Annotated in this window: 15 protein-coding genes; 6 read left to right on the forward strand and 9 right to left on the reverse strand. The window is 70.2% G+C overall.

Going from position 1 to position 19,466, the window contains the following annotated elements:
* Positions 1 to 114: 114 nt before the first annotated feature.
* From HNQ70_RS03275 to ppa, 3 genes are all read right to left on the reverse strand, one after another.
* Positions 115 to 3,249, reverse strand: coding sequence for an efflux RND transporter permease subunit (locus tag HNQ70_RS03275; protein WP_183964164.1), 3,135 nt, complete (start codon positions 3,247 to 3,249; stop codon positions 115 to 117).
* A gap of 9 nt (positions 3,250 to 3,258) precedes the next feature.
* A complete protein-coding gene (locus tag HNQ70_RS03280) occupies positions 3,259 to 4,491 on the reverse strand; it encodes an efflux RND transporter periplasmic adaptor subunit (RefSeq protein ID WP_183964166.1) in 1,233 nt (410 codons plus the stop codon).
* Between the two features lie 129 nt (positions 4,492 to 4,620).
* A complete protein-coding gene (ppa, locus tag HNQ70_RS03285) occupies positions 4,621 to 5,169 on the reverse strand; it encodes an inorganic diphosphatase (RefSeq protein ID WP_183964167.1) in 549 nt (182 codons plus the stop codon).
* 190 nt (positions 5,170 to 5,359) lie between these two features.
* On the opposite strand from ppa, the gene HNQ70_RS03290 reads away from it, so the two are divergent.
* A complete protein-coding gene (locus tag HNQ70_RS03290) occupies positions 5,360 to 7,288 on the forward strand; it encodes a diguanylate cyclase (protein WP_246434664.1) in 1,929 nt (642 codons plus the stop codon).
* Positions 7,289 to 7,295: 7 nt separating this feature from the next.
* On the opposite strand, the gene HNQ70_RS03295 is transcribed toward HNQ70_RS03290, so the two are convergent.
* From HNQ70_RS03295 to HNQ70_RS03320, 6 genes are read right to left on the reverse strand one after another with little or no spacing between them, the layout of a single operon-like run.
* Complete coding sequence (locus tag HNQ70_RS03295) at positions 7,296 to 8,522, reverse strand: heme biosynthesis HemY N-terminal domain-containing protein (RefSeq protein ID WP_183964177.1); 1,227 nt, start codon at positions 8,520 to 8,522, stop codon at positions 7,296 to 7,298.
* A gap of 21 nt (positions 8,523 to 8,543) precedes the next feature.
* Positions 8,544 to 9,728, reverse strand: coding sequence for a uroporphyrinogen-III C-methyltransferase (locus tag HNQ70_RS20495; RefSeq protein WP_183964179.1), 1,185 nt, complete (start codon positions 9,726 to 9,728; stop codon positions 8,544 to 8,546).
* Positions 9,729 to 9,751: 23 nt separating this feature from the next.
* Positions 9,752 to 10,525, reverse strand: coding sequence for a uroporphyrinogen-III synthase (locus tag HNQ70_RS03305; RefSeq protein ID WP_183964181.1), 774 nt, complete (start codon positions 10,523 to 10,525; stop codon positions 9,752 to 9,754).
* A complete protein-coding gene (gene hemC, locus HNQ70_RS03310) occupies positions 10,522 to 11,487 on the reverse strand; it encodes a hydroxymethylbilane synthase (protein ID WP_281381476.1) in 966 nt (321 codons plus the stop codon). Before hemC ends, HNQ70_RS03305 begins: the two co-directional genes overlap by 4 nt.
* A gap of 49 nt (positions 11,488 to 11,536) precedes the next feature.
* The gene (locus tag HNQ70_RS03315) at positions 11,537 to 12,337 is read right to left on the reverse strand and encodes a LytR/AlgR family response regulator transcription factor (RefSeq protein ID WP_183964183.1); all 801 of its coding nucleotides are present in this window, start codon (positions 12,335 to 12,337) and stop codon (positions 11,537 to 11,539) included.
* Positions 12,306 to 13,319, reverse strand: coding sequence for a sensor histidine kinase (locus tag HNQ70_RS03320; protein WP_183964185.1), 1,014 nt, complete (start codon positions 13,317 to 13,319; stop codon positions 12,306 to 12,308). Before HNQ70_RS03320 ends, HNQ70_RS03315 begins: the two co-directional genes overlap by 32 nt.
* Positions 13,320 to 13,645: 326 nt before the next feature.
* Between HNQ70_RS03320 and argH the strand changes: the two genes are divergently transcribed.
* From argH to HNQ70_RS03345, 5 genes are all read left to right on the forward strand, one after another.
* A complete protein-coding gene (gene argH, locus HNQ70_RS03325) occupies positions 13,646 to 15,049 on the forward strand; it encodes an argininosuccinate lyase (RefSeq protein ID WP_183964187.1) in 1,404 nt (467 codons plus the stop codon).
* A 54-nt stretch (positions 15,050 to 15,103) separates the two neighbouring features.
* On the forward strand, positions 15,104 to 16,423 hold the full coding sequence (locus HNQ70_RS03330; protein WP_183964189.1) for a hemolysin family protein: 1,320 nt from the start codon (positions 15,104 to 15,106) through the stop codon (positions 16,421 to 16,423).
* Positions 16,424 to 16,488: 65 nt separating this feature from the next.
* Positions 16,489 to 16,845, forward strand: a complete 357-nt coding sequence (locus tag HNQ70_RS03335; protein WP_183964191.1) for a hypothetical protein — start codon at positions 16,489 to 16,491, stop codon at positions 16,843 to 16,845.
* An 83-nt stretch (positions 16,846 to 16,928) separates the two neighbouring features.
* On the forward strand, positions 16,929 to 17,549 hold the full coding sequence (locus HNQ70_RS03340) for a TRAP transporter small permease subunit (RefSeq protein WP_183964193.1): 621 nt from the start codon (positions 16,929 to 16,931) through the stop codon (positions 17,547 to 17,549).
* Positions 17,550 to 17,567: 18 nt separating this feature from the next.
* The gene (locus HNQ70_RS03345; protein WP_183964195.1) at positions 17,568 to 19,436 is read left to right on the forward strand and encodes a TRAP transporter large permease; all 1,869 of its coding nucleotides are present in this window, start codon (positions 17,568 to 17,570) and stop codon (positions 19,434 to 19,436) included.
* The last annotated feature ends 30 nt before the right edge of the window (positions 19,437 to 19,466 follow it).

Below are 19,466 nucleotides of genomic sequence, written 5' to 3' on the forward strand. Positions count from 1 at the left end.
ACCGTCCCAGGGGACGTTGCCTCGGGTCAACGCTGATCTGGACAGGGGCTGTGGGCAGCGCGCGCACGCACGCCGCGCCTAGGCGTCGGTCCCGCCCGGCCCATCCTTCGCCTGCTAATCCTTCGCCTGCTCATCCTTCGCGTGCTCGCCGGAAGCCGCCCCGGCGGGCGCGCCGCGGCGGCTGCGCGCGGTGAGGACGAAGAACAGCGGGATGAACAGCGTGGCCACGAAGGTGGCGATGATCATTCCGCCGAAGACGCCGGTGCCCATCGACCGGCGCGCGGCCGCGCCCGCGCCGCCGGCAATCACCAGCGGCAGCACGCCCAGCGCGAAGGCCAGCGAGGTCATCACGATCGGGCGGAAACGCAGCCGCGCCGCCTGCAGCGCGGCCTCCACCGGCTTCATTCCCGCCAGGTAGCCCTGCTGCGCGAACTCCACGATCAGGATCGCGTTCTTCGAGGCGAGCCCGATCAGCACCACCAGGCCGATCTGGAAGTAGATGTCGTTCTCGAGCGAGCGCAGCGCGACGAAGCCCAGCGCGCCCACGACTGCGAAGGGAACGGCCAGCAGCACCGCCACCGGCAGCGCCCAGCGTTCGTAGAGCGCCGCGAGGATCAGGTAGACCATCACGAGTGCGAGGCCGAACGCATAGACCGAGGCGCTGCCGGTGCGCTTCTCCTGGAAGGCCTGGCCGGTCCATGCGATCTCGTAACCCCGCGGCAGCGTACTGCGCGCGACCTCCTCCACCGCCCGGATCGCGTCGCCCGAGCTGACCCCGGGGCGGCCGCTGCCCAGCACCTTCGCTGCGACGAAGCCGTTGAAGCGCTCCAGCTGCTCGGGGCCGACCACGCCCTCGACCGCGATCAGCGCCTTGAGCGGAATCATCTCGCCCGAGGCTGCGCGCACGTGGACCGCGCCGAGGTCCTCCGGCTTCGCCCGGTAGGGCGCGTCGGCCTGGATCTGCACGCGGTAGGTGCGGCCGAAGCGGTTGAAGTCGTTGACGTACAGCGCGCCCATCGTGCTCTGCAGCGCGTCGAAGACGTCCTGCACCGGCACGCCCAGGGCCAGCGCCTTGTCCCGGTCCACCTCGACGCGCAGCTGCGGCACCGACGGCCTGAAGAATGTGTTGATCCCCTGCAGCCGCGAATCCTTGCCGAGCGCCGCGACGAAGTCCTGGACCACCAGCGCGAGCCGCTTGGGGTCCGCATCGCCGCGCCCCTGCAGGTAGACCTCGAAGCCGCCCGCGGTGCCGAGCCCGCGGATCGCCGGCGGGTTGAATGCGAGCGCCATGCCGTCGGTCAGCGCCATGCCCTTGCGGAAGATCTCGGCGGCCAGCTCCGGCGCGCTCTGGGTGCGCTCGGACCAGTGCTTCATCGGCACGAAGATGGTCGCCGCGTTGGTCTTGTTGCCGCCGCCGATCAGGTCGAAACCGTTGACGACGAACATGTGCTCGATCGACGGATGCCCTTCGAGCATGCCGCGCAACTGCGCACCGCTGCGGCCGGTGCGCTCGAGCGTCGCGCCGTCGGGCAGGATCACCGCGCCGATCACGTAGCCCTGGTCCTCGGCGGGCACGAAGCTGCCGGGCACGCGCATGAACAGCCAGGCGCCGAGGCCGATGATGCCCAGGAAGACGAGCACGGCCGGCAGGCGCCTGCGCAGCGCCAGCCCCACGCCGCCCAGGAACAGGCGGGTGAGCGCGTCGAAGCCGCGATTGAAGGGCATGAACAGCCGCGAGCCGTGGTCGGCCGAGCGCAGCATCAGCGCGCACAGCGCCGGTGTCAGCGTCAGCGCGACGAAGCCCGACAGCGCGACGGCGATCGCCACCGTGACCGCGAACTGCTTGTAGAGCTGCCCGGCGATGCCGCCCAGGAAGGCCACCGGCACGAACACCGCGCACAGCACCAGCACGATCGCGACGATGGCTCCGGAGACCTCGCGCATCGCCTCGATCGCAGCCTCCCTCGGTCCCATGCCGTTCTCGCGCATCAGCCGCTCGACGTTCTCGAGCACGACGATCGCGTCGTCGACCACGATGCCGATCGCCAGCACCATCGCGAACAGCGTCAGCGTGTTGATCGAGAAGCCGAACAGCCAGAGCCCGGCGAAGGTGCCGATCAGCGACACCGGCACCGCCACCATCGGGATCAGCGTCGCCCGCCAGGTCTGCAGGAACACGAAGACCACCGCCACCACCAGCAGCGCGGCCTCGAAGATCGTCTTGGTCACCTCGGAGATCGAGGACTCGACGAAGCGCGTGGTGTCGAAGGGGATGACGTAGTCCAGCCCCTCGGGGAAGCGGGCCTTGAGCTCCTCCATCTTCGCGCGGACCGCGTCGGCCACGTCCAGCGCGTTGGCGCCCGACTGCAGGAACACTGCGGTGCCGATCGTGGGCTTGCCGTCCAGGGTGTTGAAGGCGTCGTAGCTCTGCGCGCCGAGCTCGATGCGGGCGATGTCCTTGAGCTTGAGCACCCCCGAGACCCCGGCCGAGCGCACCGCGATCTCGCCAAACTCCTCGGGGCTCACCAGCCGCCCGCTGGTGGTCACCGTGTAGACCAGCGCCTGGCCGGGCAGCGCAGGTTCCGCGCCGATCTTGCCGGCCGCGTACTGCGCATTCTGGGCACGGATCGCGGCGGCCACGTCGCTGGGCGTCACCCCCAGCCGGGCCATCCGGTCGGGCAGCAGCCAGACCCGCATCGAGTAGTCGCGGGCGCCGAAGATGGTGACGTCGGCGACCCCGGGCAGGCGCTTGAGCTCGTCGACCATGTTCAGCGACGAGTAGTTGGAGAGATACAGCGTGTCGTGCCGGTTGTCCGGCGAACTGAGCGCCACCACGAGCAGGATGTCGTTGGAGCGCTTCTGCACTGTCACGCCGTTGCGCCGGACCTCCTCGGGCAGGCGCGGCGCGGCCAGCTGCACCCGGTTGTTGACGTTGAAGGTGGCCTGGTCGACGTTGGTGCCCACCTCGAAGGTGGCAGTGATGCTCACCGCACCGCTGGAGGAGGAACTGGAGTTGAAGTAGATCAGCCCCTCGACGCCCGAGAGCTGCTCCTCGATCGGCGCGGCGACCGTCTTGGCGAGCGTCTCGGCGCTGGCGCCCGGGTAGCTGGCGTTGATCACCACCGTGGGCGGCGCGATCTGCGGGTACTGGGCGACCGGCAATGCGAACGCGGCGACCAGCCCCGCGATGACGATGATGATCGAGAGGACGGCAGCGAAGATCGGCCGGTCGATGAAGAACCTGGACATGGCGGACGCCTAGCGCTTCGACGCGGATGCGTCCGCGCCGGCGGCCGCGGGTGCCGGCCTCGCCTGCACCGCCGCGCCCGGCCGGATCTTCATCAGGTTGTCGACGATCACCCGGTCGCCGGCCGCAAGCCCGGACCTCACGACCCAGTCCTTGCCCGCCCAGCCCGCAGTCCGGACCGGACGCGCGGCGGCCTTGCCCTCGGCGTCGACGATCCAGACGAACTGCCCCTGGTCGCCGCGCATCACTGCGGCATGCGGCACCAGCACCCCCTCCTGCTCGCCGGCCTCGACCCGGGCGCGCACGAACTGGCCCGGAAGCAGCGCCCCGTCGGGGTTCGCGAACTCGGCGCGCAACTGAACGGTGCCGAGCTTCGCGTCAACGGTACTACCTGAGAAATTGAGCCTGCCCGCCCGGGGGTGGGCGCTGCCGTCGGCGAGCACCAGCCGCACGCCGCTGTCCCCGCCGCCGCGCCGCAGCATCGCGTACTCCGGCTCGGACAGCGAGAAGCGCACCCAGACCGGATCGGTGCGCACCAGCGTGGTCAGCAGTCCGCTGTCGACGCCCGCGGCCACCAGGCTGCCCTCGGAGCGCAGCGAGCGCCCGGCGACGCCCGCGATAGGCGCATCGACGCGGGTGTAGGAGAGGTTGAGTTCCGCCTCTCGCACCTTGGCCTGCGCAGCCAGTGTCGAGGCGCGCGCCTGCTTCAGCGAGGCGGTCGCGTCGTCGTACTCGCGCTGGCTGATCGCCCGCTGGTCGACGAGCTGCTTGAGCCGGCCCGCCTCGATCTGCGCGCGCTCGAGCCGGGCGCGCTCCTGTTCCAGGGCCGCGCGGGCCTGGGCCAGCGCGATCTCGAACGGCGCCTTCTCGATCCGGTACAAGGGTGCGCCGGCCCGGATCGGCTCGCCTTCGCGGAACAGCTGTTTCTCGAGAATGCCCGTGACCCGCGCCCTGACCTCCACCTCGCGCGAACCTTCGGCACGCGCAACCGCCTCGAGCGTGACCGGAAGCCGCTGCGAGCGGGCCTCCAGCACCGCCACCGGCAGCGCCTGCGGAGCGCCCGTCTGGGGCGCGGCAGCCGACTTGTCATCGCGCGCGCCACAGGCGGCGAGCACCAACGCCGCCAGCAGGCCTGCGCTCAGCGCGCGCAGCCGGCGCACGGCGGCGCCATCCGCCGGCAGGCGCAGGATCGGGGGGAAACGGGCAGCGAAAACGGCGGGCCGGGCCGGGCGGCGAGTGGTCATCGTGCGGGCGCCGCGCGCAGCGGCCGGGTGGATTCGGAGCGCCGCAGTATTGCACGCGCCCGCGTCTTGCCGAAGGCCCGCCGGGCGCGTTCCGGACCGGAGGCCAGGCCGGTCCGACCGCCCCCTTGATCAGAAGTTGGGCTTGACCTTCGCGGCCTTGTAGCGGGCGATGCCGTCGACGATCTCCTGCGCTGCGGCCTCCGGCCCGTCCCAGCCGACCACCTTGACCCACTTGCCGGCCTCGAGGTCCTTGTAGTGCTCGAAGAAGTGGCGGATCTGCGCAAGCCGCTCGGGCGCGATGTCGTCGGGCTTCTTCCAGTGCTTGTACCAGGGCAGGATCTTGTCGATCGGCACCGCGAGCAGCTTCGCGTCCCCGCCCGCCTCGTCCTCCATCTTGAGGATGCCGATCGGCCGGCAGCGGACCACCACGCCCGGCTGCAGCGGGAACGGCGTGATCACGAGAATGTCGACCGGGTCGCCATCGTCGGAGATGGTGTGCGGAACATAGCCGTAATTGCACGGATAATGCATGGCCGTGCCGATGAAACGATCGACGAACAAGGCACCGGTCTCCTTGTCGACCTCGTACTTGATCGGGTCGGCGTTCATCGGGATTTCGATGATGACGTTGACGTCGTTCGGGATGTCGCGTCCGGAGTCGACTCGATCGAGGTTCATGGCATTCCTGCAGGAGTGGTCTTGTGAAGGGTGCGAATTCTACTGGAGTGGCGCTACGGGCATGCACGGCCGCAGCGGGACGCCGCCCATGCGCAACACCCAACCGACCGGCGCCGCACGGGTGATGGCCTCAGCCCAAGGCGCTACGCTCCCGGAGTCTGTCAATGGAGACTTCAAACCCGTGCCCAAGATGCGGCGGCCCGCGGCAGGGCCCCACGATCGTGCCGCAAGGCGGCTGCCGCTGGCGCGCGCGCTGATCCTGGCGCTGCTGTCGCTGGCCATCCTGTTCGGGACGCTGGCGCAGGGGCGCGAATCGGCCGCGGCCCAGAACGCGGCCCAGGCGGCCCAGGCGGCCCAGGCACTCCAGCCTGCCGGGGCGGCGATCTCCTGGCTGCGCGACCCCTCGGCCCGGCTCCAACTGCCGGAGATCCGCCGCCTGGCCGAGGCGGGCGCCTTCCGGCCCGCGAATCAGGCAGGTCGCTCCCGCGAGGAGCGGCTCAACTTTGGAATGACCCAGGACGCCGTCTGGCTGCGAGTTCCGCTGCACAACGCGTCGGACCGCAACGCCGAGCGCCTGGTCGAGATCGACTATCCCTACCTCGATGACCTCGAATTCCACGTTCCTGCCGACCTGCCCGGCGGTCCGGCGGAGGTGCTGACCGGCGACCGCCGGCCCTTTGCCGCGCGCGGCTTCGAGCACCGCAACTTCGTGCTTCCGGTGTCGCTTGGCCCCGGCGAGTCGACCGAGGTCTTCATCCGCGTGCGTTCTTCGACTGCGATCCAGCTGCCGGTTCACGTGCGCAGCGCCGGCGAGTTCGCCGCAGTCGAGCAGCTTCGACTGCTGCTGCTCGGCTCCTACTTCGGCGTGGCGCTGGTGATGGTGCTTTACAACCTCGCGCTCGGGCGGGCGCTTCGCGAGCCGACCTACCCCTGGTACGTGGCCTTCGTCGGCCTGTTCGGGCTGTTCCACTTCTGCCTCAACGGCTTCGCCTACCAGTACCTGTTCCCGGCCTCGCCGCACCTCGGCAGCCAGGGCGCATATCTGTTCCTCGGCGCCGCGGTGGCTGCGGCGCTTCAGTTCGCGCGCGCCTTCCTGGGCAGCCGGGCCCGCATGCCCAGGCTCGATCGGCTCGCCGCGCTGCTGATCCTGCCGCTGGTCGCCATGTCACCGGTCGCCCTGCTGTTCGACGCCCCCTGGGTCGCCCGGGCCAGCCAGATGCTCGCCCTGGCGGGCAGCACGCTCGGCCTGAGCATGGGCATCCTGGCCTGGCGCCTCGGCTACACGCCTGCCCGCCTGTACGTGCTCGCGTTCGTCACGGTCATCCTCACCGGCGTTGCGATGGTGATCCGCAACGTCGGCCTGCTGCCCTGGACGCCGCTGACCGCCTACGGTACCCAGATCGGCGCAAGTCTGGAAGCGCTGTTCCTGGGACTGGCGCTCGCCGACCGCATCCGCACCATCCAGCTCGACGCACTGGAGGCATCGCGCCGCGCCGGGCAGAACCTGGAGCACGAAGTGGCTGCGCGAACTGCGGAGCTCGCCGCCGCCAACGGACGGTTACGCGACGAGATCCGCGAGCGTGAGCGCGCCGAGGGCCGGCTGCGCGAGAGCGAGGAGCGGCTGCGCCGCCTCGCACAGCACGACGCGCTGACCGGAGTGGCCAACCGGAACCTGCTGGCCGACCGCGGCGCCGCCATCCTGGCCTCGGCGCAGCGGCACGGCCGCCCCTTCGGCGTGATCGGCATCGATCTCGACGGCCTCAAGGGCATCAACGATGCGATGGGCCACGGCGCGGGGGACCGGCTGCTGGTGGCTTGCGCACGGCGGATGGGCGCGCGGCTGCGCCGCTCCGACCTGCTCGCTCGAACCGGCGGCGACGAATTCGTGATCCTGCTACCGGACGTCGGCGGCCGCGTGGAGCTCACGCGGGTGTCGGCACAGCTCAGGGACGCCCTCGAGCAGCCACTGTCGCTGCCGGACGGCAAGGTGACGCCGCGGGCGAGCTTCGGCGCCGCCCTCTTTCCCGACGATGGCGCGGACCTGGACGCCCTGATGGCCCATGCGGACCTGGAGATGTACCGCGACAAGCAGGCACGGCGCATCCGCTCGGAAGACTGAGCGGGCCCTAACCGGCCAGCGTGGCGTCCGGCCGCATCCCTGCCGCCTGCCGCGAGAACGACGCAAGCCGCTGCCCCTGGTCCGCCAGCCGTGCGGCGCTGCGGAAATGCGAGGCCGCAGCATCCGGCCGCGACAGCGCCTCGGCGAGTTCGCCCAGCGCCACGTGGGCGGCGACGCTCGCACGCGCCTGCAGGCTGCGCTCCAGGTACTCCTCGGCCTTGCCCCACAGCGACTCGGCCATGCACATCCGCCCCAGCGCCAGCAGCAGGTCCGGGTCATCGCCATGCGACAGGCGCCACTGCTCGGCGCGCTGGATCCGTTCGCGGGCGGGGACGGCGTCGAGCGCCGCGTAGAGCGGCAGCAGCATCGGCGAGAACTCCTTCGCACCCGCCTGCTCGATCAGCCGGCGCGCGGCCTCCTGGTCGCCGCTGGCCGCATGGGCGGCCGCCGCCGACTCCACCGTCTCGGGAAGCTCGCGCTCGGCAGCGCGCAGCGAGGACCACAGCTCGCGCACGCCCGCGGCGTCGCCAGCACTGCGCGCGAACAAGGCCCGGCAGGCGCGCACCCTGAGCCCGCGCACGGCCGCGGACGGCAGTGCATCGCGCTTCTCGAGTTGGCGCAGGACCTGAAGCACGCGCACCCAGTCCTCGGACTGCTCGTAAGCCCGCAACGCGACGCGAAGCGAGTGGATGTGCCGCAGCCCCTTGCCATGCAGCCGCTCGATCGCCGCGATCGCGCGCACCGGATCCTGCTCTTCGAGGGCGAGCTCGGCGGCGGTCATCAGCCCCGCGTGGGCACTGCCGGGGTCGACCTCCGCCAGGTCCAGCCAACGGTCGCGACGATCGAACTCGCGCATCCGGTGCGCGGCACGCGCCGCCACCAGCGCGGCCGGCCCTGCCATGAGATCGTCATCCCGCGCTGCCTGCGCCAGCCGCTCCGCCCGTCCGAAACGCCCTTCGAACAGTGCCAGCACACCGTCGCGCAGCGCCATCCTGGCGCCCTCGTGCTGGCGCCGCTGGCGGTAACCCCGCACCCGCGAGGGCAGCGCGAGCGCCTTGGCCAGAGCGACCAGCAGCAGGTGGAACAGCAGGAAGGACAGCACCAGCACCAGCACCGCCAGGTTGACCGAGAAGTCCACCCGATAAGGAGGCCAGAGCACGGCAACGTTGCCGTGATTGAAACGCATCAGCAGCGCCAGCCCGACGGCCGAGCTGAGGATGAGGAGGAGCCACACCAGCCAGCGCATCGTCCCGCCCTATTCCGTCGAGGTCTCGCGCGCCACCCGCGCCGAGCGCACCGCGGCGAGCGTGTCGCTGAGCGAGGGGAGCTCGGTCGAGATCGCACTCGTGCGCAGCTGCTCGATCATCGCCAGCTTGCCCGACACCCTCCGGTCCTCGACCTGGAAGTAGTCGCGCAGCCAGCCGGCGGCCCGATCCAGGTCGCTGCGGAACACCGGCTCGGACCGACCGAGCAGCGCCAGGCGCGCGGAAAGCAGGGTCAGCCTCAGGTTCTGGCGCACGAAATACTGCTGTTCGGGCGCCAGCAGAACTGCGTCCGGCCGATCGATCCGGTTCACGCGGAACAGCTGCGAAAGCTCGGCCAGCAGCGCCTCCCAGCCCTTGCGTCCGGTGCTGGCGAGCTGCTCGAAGGTGAACCGGGCTCCCTCCGGCGCCTCGTGGCCCGCCAGCGGGTCCGGACTCGCGACCGGCGCAAGCCCTGCCACCAGAGGCAGGTCTTCGAGGCCGGCCGCCACCGTGTCCAGCCGCAGCGCGAGCGCCGCCACGTCCACTGCGGGCAACGCGGAGAGCCGCTCGATGTCGCGTGCGATCAGTCGTCGCAGTCCCAGCGCCTCGGGCTGGTTGATCCGCTGAAGACGGTCATCGGCATCCTGCAGCGCGACGATCGCGCCGCGCACGTTGCCGCTGACCAGCAGCTGCTGGGAGGCAAGGCCCACCGCGCTCTCGACGTCGCCGAGAACGGCGGCAACGCTCTCCACCGCCATGTCCTTGTACATCCGCTCGAGTTGCGCCTGCTGCCCGAGCGCCTCGGTGAGCTTGCTCTCCAGCACTGCCGAGCGCGCCTGCAGCTCGCGCACGGTTTCCTGGGACTGCCGCACCTGTGTCTCGAGCTGCTCGGTGCGCGCGTCGCCGGCCTGCAGCCGGCGCGCTGCCTCCCGGCCCACCGTGTCGGACCGCTGCCAGAGCACGCCGGCAGCGGTGGCCGCGCCCAGCGCCACCAGCAGGGCGAGCAGCGCCAGCAGGCTGCCGGACCGGCCGGCGGACGCCGGGGGCCGGCCCGAAGCCGGGGGCGGGGGCGGGGGCGGGCCCGAAGCCGAAGCCGGGCCCGAAGCCGGGGCTGCCGCCGGGCCCGAAGCCTGCGCGGCGGGCGCAGGCGCCGGGGAACCGGTTGCCGAAGAGGTGGAGAATTCTGGAGCGGACACCGCGATTGGCTCGATGACGGGGATCACGGCGATTCTATCCCGGCCAGCAGCGCCGGTTCACCCGGCTCGATCAGCCGCACCGCCTGCCAGCCGAGTTCCGAGAGCGCGGCCGCGATGCGAGGGTGGACCGCGAGCGCGCGCTGCCCGCAGGCCCAGCGGGCAAGCGACTGCGTCGCCAGCAGCCGCGCGCAGTCGCGCACCCCGTCCACGCTGGTGAAAACGAAGGTCGCGGGCGCCCCGCCGGTCGCCCAGCCGCGCAGCAGCTCCACCGTCGCGGTGGCAGGCGGCACAGGCTCGCTGCGATACAACACCAGGCGGTCGACCCGGGCGCCGCGAGCGCGAAGCTCGTCCAGCCAGTCGCTGCGCCCCTGCTCGCCATGCACCACCAGCACGGCAAGCCCTGACGGCACAGAGAACGGCGCGCTGGCCAGCAGCGCATCGGCATCATAGGGGGCCCGCTCTGGCGCCACGATCCGGATTCGCGGCGACGCGAGCCCTGCCTCCGCGAGCGCCTGCCGGCTGCCCGGGCCCACCACCGCGATCCCGACCGAGTCCGGCCAGCGCCGCGCAGGACCGTGGGCGCCGCCCAGCCCGAGCGCGATCGCGCCCGGACTCACGAAGATCACCCAGTCGTAACGTCCGTTCAGCGCATCAACCAGCGCCGCCGGCTCAGGCGCGTCGGCGCAGCGCACGAGCTGTCGCAACGGCAGCGCAATCGCCTCGTGGCCTCGCTCGCGCAGGCGCGCGGCGAGCCGATCGACCCTGGGTGCGGGCTGCGTCAGGACGACGCGGGTCACTGCGCCTGCAGATGCGCCTGCGCGCCCTGGTCGAGCAGCGCCTGCGCCACCCGCTCGCCGAGCGCATTCGCGCCTGCGCGGTCGGCATGCTCCAGACGTTCCTGGGCCTCCAGCAGGTGGACACCGTCCACGCTGGCGACGCAGGCGCGCAGCCGGAGAGCACCATCAGGCTCGGTCTCGCAGTAGGCGGCCAGCGGCACCCGGCAGCTGCCGCCCAGCACGCGCGACACCGCTCGCTCGGCGGTGACGTGCAGCCAGGTCTCAGCGTCGGCGAGCGGCGCGAGCCAGCGGACGAACTCCGGACGGTCGGCGCGGGTTTCGATGCCCAGCGCGCCCTGCCCCGCCGCCGGCAGGCTCACCGACGGCGGCAGCAGGCCGCGGATTCGATCGACCAGGCCAAGCCGCTTCAGGCCGGCCGCGGCCAGCACGATGGCGTCGTACTCGCCGCGATCGAGCTTGCCCAGACGGGTGTCGAGATTGCCGCGCAGCGGCCGGACGTCCAACTGCGGATGGCGGCGCCGGATCTGCGCGGCGCGGCGCAGGCTCGAGGTGCCCACCACCGCGCCCGCCGGCATCTCGTCGAGCGAGCCGAAACGGGAACTGACGAAGGCGTCGCGCGGATCCTCGCGGCGCATCACCGCGCTGAGCGCAAACGCCTCCGGCAGCTCCATCGGCACGTCCTTGAGCGAGTGCACGGCGAGGTCGGCGCGGCCGTCGAGCAGCGCCACCTCCAGCTCCTTCGTGAACAGCCCCTTGCCGCCGATCTCGTTGAGAGCGCGGTCGAGCACCCGGTCGCCTTCGGTCGTCATGCCGAGGATCTCGACCTCGCAGGCGGGATAGGCATCGCGCAGCCGCTGCTGCACGTGCAGGGCCTGCCACATCGCGAGCCGGCTCTCGCGCGAGGCGATGACGAGCCGCTGCGGCGGCGCAAGGGCGTCGGCGGGAAAAGGATCGGTAGCCAGGAGAAGAACCTCGGGAAGGATCGGGGGCAGATGCGCGCGGGCCGGATGTTCAGCCGACCAGGTTCTTGACGGTGGACCACTGCCGCCGACTGACCGGCAGCCGTTCCGCGACGTCGCGCAGCACCACCTGCCAGTAGGGATCGCCCGCCTCCTCCTCGCCGGTCGGCGTGACCCGCTCGAAGCCGGCGATCGAAGATCGTGCGACCAACGCGTTGCGATGGATGCGCACGAAACGGTCGACGAATTCCTCCTCGAGGGAAGTCAGGGACTCCTCGATCAGATACTCGCGCTCCGCGGTGCGCACCGTGATGTACTTGAGCTCGGCCTTCAGGTAGGTCACCTGCTCGAGCGGCACCAGGATCACCCGGCCGCGCTCATGCACCGAGAGGTGGCGCCGGCGCGTGTTGGTGGCCTTGGCGAGCTGGTCGATCGCCTGGACCTGGTCCGCGGGCAGACGAGTCAGCGCCCGCTGCAGCGCCTCGAGCAGGCGCTGCGCGCGCACCGGCTTGAGCAGGTAGTCGATCGCCCGGACCTCGAACGCGTCGACCGCGAACTCGTCGAAGGCAGTGATGAAGATGACCAACGGCATTGGCCTGGCGGTCTCGCCCGAGGCTGCACGCGCGGAGATGTGGCGGGCGAGCTCGATGCCGGTCATGCCCGGCATCTGCACGTCGAGCAGCACGATCTGCGGCTGGGCGGCCTCGATCTGCGACAGCGCTTCCGGAGCGTTGGCGGCTTCGCCGACGATCCGGTGCGGCAATTGCGGAGCAAGGTCCGCGAGCAGCTCGCGGACGCGCATTCGGGCGACGGGTTCGTCGTCAACGATAAGGATTGAAATGGCGTCGGACATCGCGACGTCGCCTTTCCTTGCGGTAGGGAAATTCGAGAACGAGCCGGAACTGATCTTCCTCGACGAGGGTCTTCAGTTCGGCCTCCATATCGTACAGCAGCATCAGGCGCTCCCTGACGTTCGACAGCGCCATCTGGTTGCCGGGCCGCACCGGGGCGCCCTCGGACGCCGGGTTGACGATCTCGACGCGCACCCGGTCGCCCGGCCGCGTGATCGCAATGATGACCTCGCCGGGGGCGTCGCGCGGCTCGATCCCGTGGTGCACGGCGTTCTCGATCAGCGGCTGCAGCAGCAGCGAGGGCAGCAGCGCATCGCCGGGCATCTGCTCGACATGCCACTGCACCTGCAGCCGGTCGCCCAGGCGCAGCTGTTCGATTGCCAGGTACTGCTGGCAGGTCACCACCTCCTCGTCCAGCGGCACCAGCTCGCGCGTGTCGCGCATGAAGACGCGGAACAGGTCGGCCAGATTCTCGAGCGTGTACTCGGCGCGGCGCGGATCGCTGCGCATCAGCCCGAGCACAGTGTTCAGGCTGTTGAAGAGGAAATGGGGCCGGATCCGCGCCTGCAGCGCCTGCAGCCGCGCCTCCGAGAGGGACGGCGAGAACGACAGCGCGCGCAGCCGGAAGAACTCGAAGGCCAGCGCCGCGAGCGCGCACGCGGCCAGGCCGCGCACGCCCGCCCAGAGTGCAGTGGCCAGCGGCCCGGCCTCGGGAATCAGCACGGACGCGCTCAGCAGCGAGATGACCAGCGTCACCAGCGCGGGCACGCTCAGGCCGACCGCCCATTGCACCGGACGCGCACGCCCGTTGACCCAGCGGCGCAGCGCGCAGAGCGTGGCCAGCGAGACCAGCACTGCGGGCTCGAGCACCATCAGGATGTCGAGCAGGCGGTCAGGCGCGGTGGCGTCCGCTGCGCCGAGTGCCAGTGCCAGCAGCACGGCCGCCGCGTTGAGCGGCACCAGCACGCGCAGCGCAATGCCCATGTTGCAGCAGTCGGGGATGACCGGCGACTTCGCGCCGTCGGAGACCCGGCGGCCGGCAGCCGCAGCGGCGCCCTGCGATGGAACGGCGGGAGCAGGGGGAACAGCGGAAGGTACGGGCGGGGAGGACGAGGAGGACGAGGAGGACGAGGAGGACGGGGGGAACGGAGGCGGCAGCGCCGCCGCGTCGATCGCGACCGCGGCATGCGCTTCCGACGGCAGGCTGGCCGGCTGTGGTTCCCTCATCTTCCTCGGAACGGGATGCCTTGCCGATACGCGCCGAAAAGCGCCGCGCCGCCGTGCTGGCCCCCTTTATAATCGGTCTGATTATGACAGATCAATTCGCAAAGAAAGCCCAGGCGTGGTCGGCACGGTTCTCGGAACCCGTCTCGGAACTCGTCAAGCGCTACACCGCCTCGGTCGACTTCGACAAGCGCCTCGCACTGCACGACATCGAGGGCTCGCTGGCCCACGCCGACATGCTCAACGCGGTGGGCATCCTGTCCGACGCCGACCTATCGGCGATCGGCGACGGCATGGCCCGCATTCGCGGCGAGATCGAGCGCGGCGAGTTCACCTGGTCGGTGGACCTCGAGGACGTCCACCTCAACATCGAGAAACGGCTCACCGAGCTTGCCGGCGACGCTGGCAAGCGGCTGCACACCGCGCGCTCGCGCAACGACCAGGTGGCCACCGACATCCGGCTTTGGCTGCGCGCCACGATCGATGCGGTGGTGGCGGAACTGGAATCGCTCCAGCTGGCGCTGCTCGAGGTTGCCGGCCGCCACGCCGACACCATCATGCCGGGCTTCACCCACCTGCAGGTGGCCCAGCCGGTCACCTTCGGGCATCACCTGCTCGCCTACGTCGAGATGTTCTCGCGCGACGCCGAACGCATGCGCGACTGCCGCCGCCGCGTGAACCGGCTGCCGCTGGGCGCCGCCGCGCTGGCTGGCACCAGCTACCCGATCGACCGCGAGCGCGTCGCGCGCACCCTGGGTTTCGACGGCATCTGCGCCAACTCGCTCGACGCAGTGTCCGACCGCGACTTCGCGATCGAGTTCTGCGCGGCTGCCGCGCTGGTGATGATGCACGTCTCGCGGCTGTCCGAAGAGCTCATCCTCTGGATGTCGCCGCGGGTCGGCTTCATCGACCTGGCCGACCGCTTCTGCACCGGCTCGTCGATCATGCCGCAGAAGAAAAACCCGGACGTGCCCGAACTCGCCCGCGGCAAGACCGGGCGGGTCAATGGGCACCTGGTGGCGCTGCTCACGCTGATGAAGGGCCAGCCGCTGGCATACAACAAGGACAACCAGGAAGACAAGGAGCCGCTGTTCGACACCGCGGACACCCTGCTCGCAACCCTGCGCATCTTTGCCGACATGGCTGGCGGCATCACGGTGAACGCCGCGCGCATGCGGCAGGCGGCCGCCGAAGGCTTCTCCACCGCAACCGATCTCGCCGACTACCTGGTCCGCAAGGGCCTGCCTTTCCGGGATGCGCACGAGGCGGTGGCACTCGCGGTGCGCACAGCAGCGCAGCGCGGCATCGACCTCTCCGACCTCACGCTTGACGAGTTGCGTGCCTTCTCGCCGCTGGTCGAAGCGGACGTGGCCGACTCGCTCACCCTCGAGGGCTCGGTGCAGGCGCGCAATCATCCGGGAGGTACCGCCCCCGCGCAGGTGCGCGCTGCGGTGGCGCGGCACGTGCAACGACTTGAAGGCACGGCTTGACACCCCGACCAGCCCTCCCCGGCGGGAACCAGGCAGGCGCGGCGGACGCTCGCGATGACTGAAGTCCTGATCCTGCTGGGGCTCATCCTGCTCAACGGCCTGTTCGCGATGTCCGAAATCGCGCTGGTCACGGCGCGCAAGGCGCGCCTGCAAAAGCTCGTCGACGAGGGCGACAGCGGCGCGGCGGCCGCGCTCGCGCTGGGCGAGGATCCCAACCGCTTCCTGTCCACCATCCAGATCGGCATCACCTCGATCGGAATCCTCAACGGCATCGTCGGCGAAGCGGCGCTCGCCGCCCCCTTCGCGGACTGGATGGAAACGCTGGGCGCCAGTCAGCCCTGGTCCGACTACGCGGCAACCGGCCTGGTGGTGGTGGTGGTCACCTACGTGTCGATCGTGATCGGCGAGCTGGTGCCCAAGCGCCTCGGGCAGTTCAGCCCGGAAGGCATTGCCCGCATCGTTGCGCGGCCGATGGCCTTGCTGTCCGTTGCCACGCGTCCCTTCGTGCGGCTGCTGTCCGTCTCCACCGAACTGCTGCTCAAGGTCCTCGGCGCCAAGGGCGCCAGCGGGCCCTCGGTCACCGAGGAGGAGATTCATGCGATGCTCGCCGAGGGCTCGCAGAGCGGCGTGATCGAGCACAGCGAGCATGCGATGGTGCGCAACGTGTTCCGGCTCGACGACCGGCAGATTTCGTCGCTGATGGTGCCGCGCCCGGACATCGTTTCGCTCGACATCTCCGATCCGCTCGAGGAGAACCTCGCGAAGATCGCCGGAACGGTGCATTCGCGCTTTCCGGTCTGCCGCGATGGCCTGGACGAAGTGCTGGGTTTCATCCACACCAAGCAGCTGCTCGCCCGCTCGCTCACCGGCCAGCCCTTCGACCTCAGCGAAGGTCTGCAGCCCGCGCTGTTCGTCCCCGAGACCCTCAGTGGCATGGAGCTGCTGGAGAACTTCCGCACATCGGACGCGCACATCGCGCTGGTGATCGACGAGTACGGCGAGATCCAGGGCCTGATCACGCTGCAGGACCTGCTGGAGGCAATCACGGGTGAATTCGGCGCGCCGGACGACGAGAACAGCTGGGCGGTGCAGCGCGAGGACGGATCCTGGCTGCTCGACGGCCTGATCCCGGTCCCCGAGCTCAAGGATCGCCTTGAGCTGCGCACGGTGCCCGAAGAGGAACGCGCCCGCTACCAGGCGCTGAGCGGAATGCTGATGCTGATGCTCGGCCGCATGCCGCAGGTCGGCGACATCGTCGTCTGGGAGAACTGGCGCTTCGAGATCGTCGACATGGACGGCAAGCGCATCGACCGCGTGCTCGCCAGCGAGGTGCCGCTCGACGGCGGCGAATCGGCCGACGAACCGACGATCTGAAGCCTGCCTCGACGCCGCCCGCATCGCCGCGCAGGCGCAGGCTCAACGACGAAAGGACTCCCCAGGTGACCCGTTTCCTCCAGCGACTGCTGGTGCGCGCCGCGGCGATCGCGGCGATCCTGTTCGGGGCCGCTGCCACGCTGGTGCTGGCCTTCTTCGCCCTGCTCGCCGGCCTGGCGATCGGCCTGTTCATGATGCTGGCGTCCTGGCTGGGCATGCGCCCGCGCGCGCAAGGCGGTCACGGCGGCGAAGGCGGCCGGACCGGCACGCCACGGCCGGGCGCCGCCCCGGGTACGGACGAAACGGTGATCGACGTCGAGATGCGCGAGATCCAGCCACCGGACGCCGAGGAACGCAGGGACCCGACCGCAGCCCCGCCCGGACACCGGGACCCTCCCGCCGGGCCCCCGGGCGACCGCTGACATCTTTCCGGGCGGCATCACCGTCCGTCCAAGGCCCTCTTACAATGCCGTCGTACACCCCACCCCGAACCGGGACGGACTCAATGCACGCCTTGATGAAATTCTCGCGGGCCATCGACTGGCTCAACGCCCAGGTCGGCAGGTTCGTGATCTGGCTGATCTTTGCCGCCACCGCCATCAGCGCCATCAACGCCATCGTGCGCAAGGTGTTCGACACCAGCTCGAACGCCTACCTGGAAGCCCAGTGGTACCTGTACGCTTGGTCCTTCCTGGCCGCCGCCGGGTTCACGCTGCTGCACCGCGAGCATGTCCGCATCGACGTGCTCAACAGCCGGCTGCCCAAGCGGGTGCAGGTCTGGATCGACATCGTCGGTTTCGCCCTGTTCCTCACGCCGCTGTGCCTGGTCGTGCTCTGGCTCAGCTTTCCGGTGGTGGTGCAGATGTACGAGACCGGCGAGATGTCGGGCAATCCGGGCGGCCTGATCCGCTGGCCGGTATGGCTGGCCCTGCCGGTGGGCTTCCTGCTGCTGATGCTGCAGGGCTGGTCCGAGCTGATCAAGCGCATCGCTTTCCTGCGCGGCGAAGGCCCCGACCCCATGGGCCGCCTCACCGACAAGTCGGCCGAGGCAGAGCTGATGGAAGCGCTGCGCAGGCAGAACGAAGCAGGCGATGCCGGCGCAGCAGGCGCCGCTTCCCAGCGCTGATCGGCCGGAGCCCCATCCATGGAATTCATCGTCGCCAACTTCGCCCCCATCATGTTCGTGGGGCTGATCTTCTTCCTGCTGCTCGGCTTCCCCGTCGCCTTCAGCCTCGGCGCCTGCGGCCTGTTCTTCGGCCTCGTCGGCATCGAGCTCGGCGTGTTCCCCTCCACGGTGATCGCCTGGCTGCCGCAGCGGCTGATCGGCATCATGGCCAACGACACTCTGCTCGCGGTGCCGTTCTTCACGCTGATGGGCCTGATCCTGGAGCGCAGCGGCATGGCGGAGGACCTGCTCGACACCGTCGGCCAGGTCTTCGGTCCGATGCGCGGCGGCCTGGCACTGGCGGTGATCTTCGTCGGCGCGCTGCTGGCGGCGACCACCGGGGTGGTGGCCGCTTCGGTGATCTCGATGGGCCTGATCTCCTTGCCCATCATGCTGCGCTACGGCTACGACCGCCGCCTGACCAGCGGAGTGATCGCCGCATCGGGCACGCTGGCGCAGATCATCCCGCCTTCGCTGGTGCTCATCATCATGGCCGATCAGCTCGGCCGCAGCGTCGGCGACATGTACAAGGGGGCCTTCGTCCCGGCACTGATGCTGGCCGGCCTGTACGTCGTCTACGTGCTCGTGGTCGCGGTGCTCAAGCCCGCGCAAACCCCCGCGCTGCCGCTGGAGGCGCGTGTCTTCCGAGAGCCGAACGGCGGCGGCGGCTACGCCTCGCTGGCCGTCCTGGCCGCATTGTCCGCCACCGTGGCAGTCCTGCTCGCGCAGAACATGCCGGCCGTGCACAGCTGGTGGCTGGACAAGGTCGTGGAGTCGGTGCCGACCGACGAGAAGGTCGTGGTGGCCATGTGCGGCGGCGTCCTCGTGGCGCTTGTGATCGCGCTGGTCAACCGGCTCACCGGGCTGGGCCTGCTATCGCGACTCGCCGAGCGCGTGACCTTCGTGCTGATCCCGCCACTGCTGCTGATCTTCCTGGTGCTCGGCACCATTTTCCTGGGCGTGGCCACCCCGACCGAAGGCGGCGCCATGGGTGCCATGGGCGCGCTGATCATGGGCTGGGCACGTCGGCGCCTGGACTTCTCCCTGCTGAAGCAGGCGCTGGCATCGACCACCAGGCTGGCCAGCTTCGTGATGTTCATCCTGATCGGCTCGACCACGTTCAGCCTGGTGTTCCAGGCCGCTGACGGCCCGATCTGGGTGGAACACCTGCTGTCGGACCTGCCTGGCGGCCCCGTCGGCTTCCTGATCCTGGTCAACGTCCTGATCTTCTTCCTGGCCTTCTTCCTGGACTACTTCGAGCTGTCCTTCATCGTGGTGCCGCTGCTCGCCCCGGTGGCCGACAAGCTCGGCATCGACCTGATCTGGTTCGGCGTGCTGCTGGCCGTCAACATGCAGACCTCGTTCCTGCACCCGCCCTTCGGCTTCGCCCTCTTCTTCCTGCGCTCGGTGGCCCCGGAGAAGCCCTACGTCGACCGCGTCACGAAGAAGCTCATGGAGCCGGTGACGACGATGCAGATCTACAAGGGTGCAATCCCCTTCCTGGCCATCCAGCTCACGATGGTCGGCATCCTGATCGCGTTCCCGCAGCTGGTCACCGGCAGCCTCGAGAAGAAGCAGACGCACAACATGGAGGCGATCGGCGAGGAGATGCGCAAGAGCCTGGGCACCGAGCCCGGACAGGACCAGGAGGAGGCTTACGGTGCCGACGAGGCGCCTGCCTCTGACGAAGCCCCCGCCGCAGGAGAAGCCCCCGCCGCAGGCGAGGCCCCGGCCGGCGGAGCCGGGCCGCAGCCTCAGGGGGGCGCTGACGGCGCAGCCGGACCGGTTCCCGAAGACGATCCGATGAAGGCAATGCGCGATGCCCTGAAATCGGAGGGAAGCAAGTAGGGATCGGCGGCTGCGCAAGACGGATTACCG

Source organism: Quisquiliibacterium transsilvanicum (genome assembly GCF_014202215.1).
Lineage (GTDB): Bacteria > Pseudomonadota > Gammaproteobacteria > Burkholderiales > Burkholderiaceae_E > Quisquiliibacterium > Quisquiliibacterium transsilvanicum.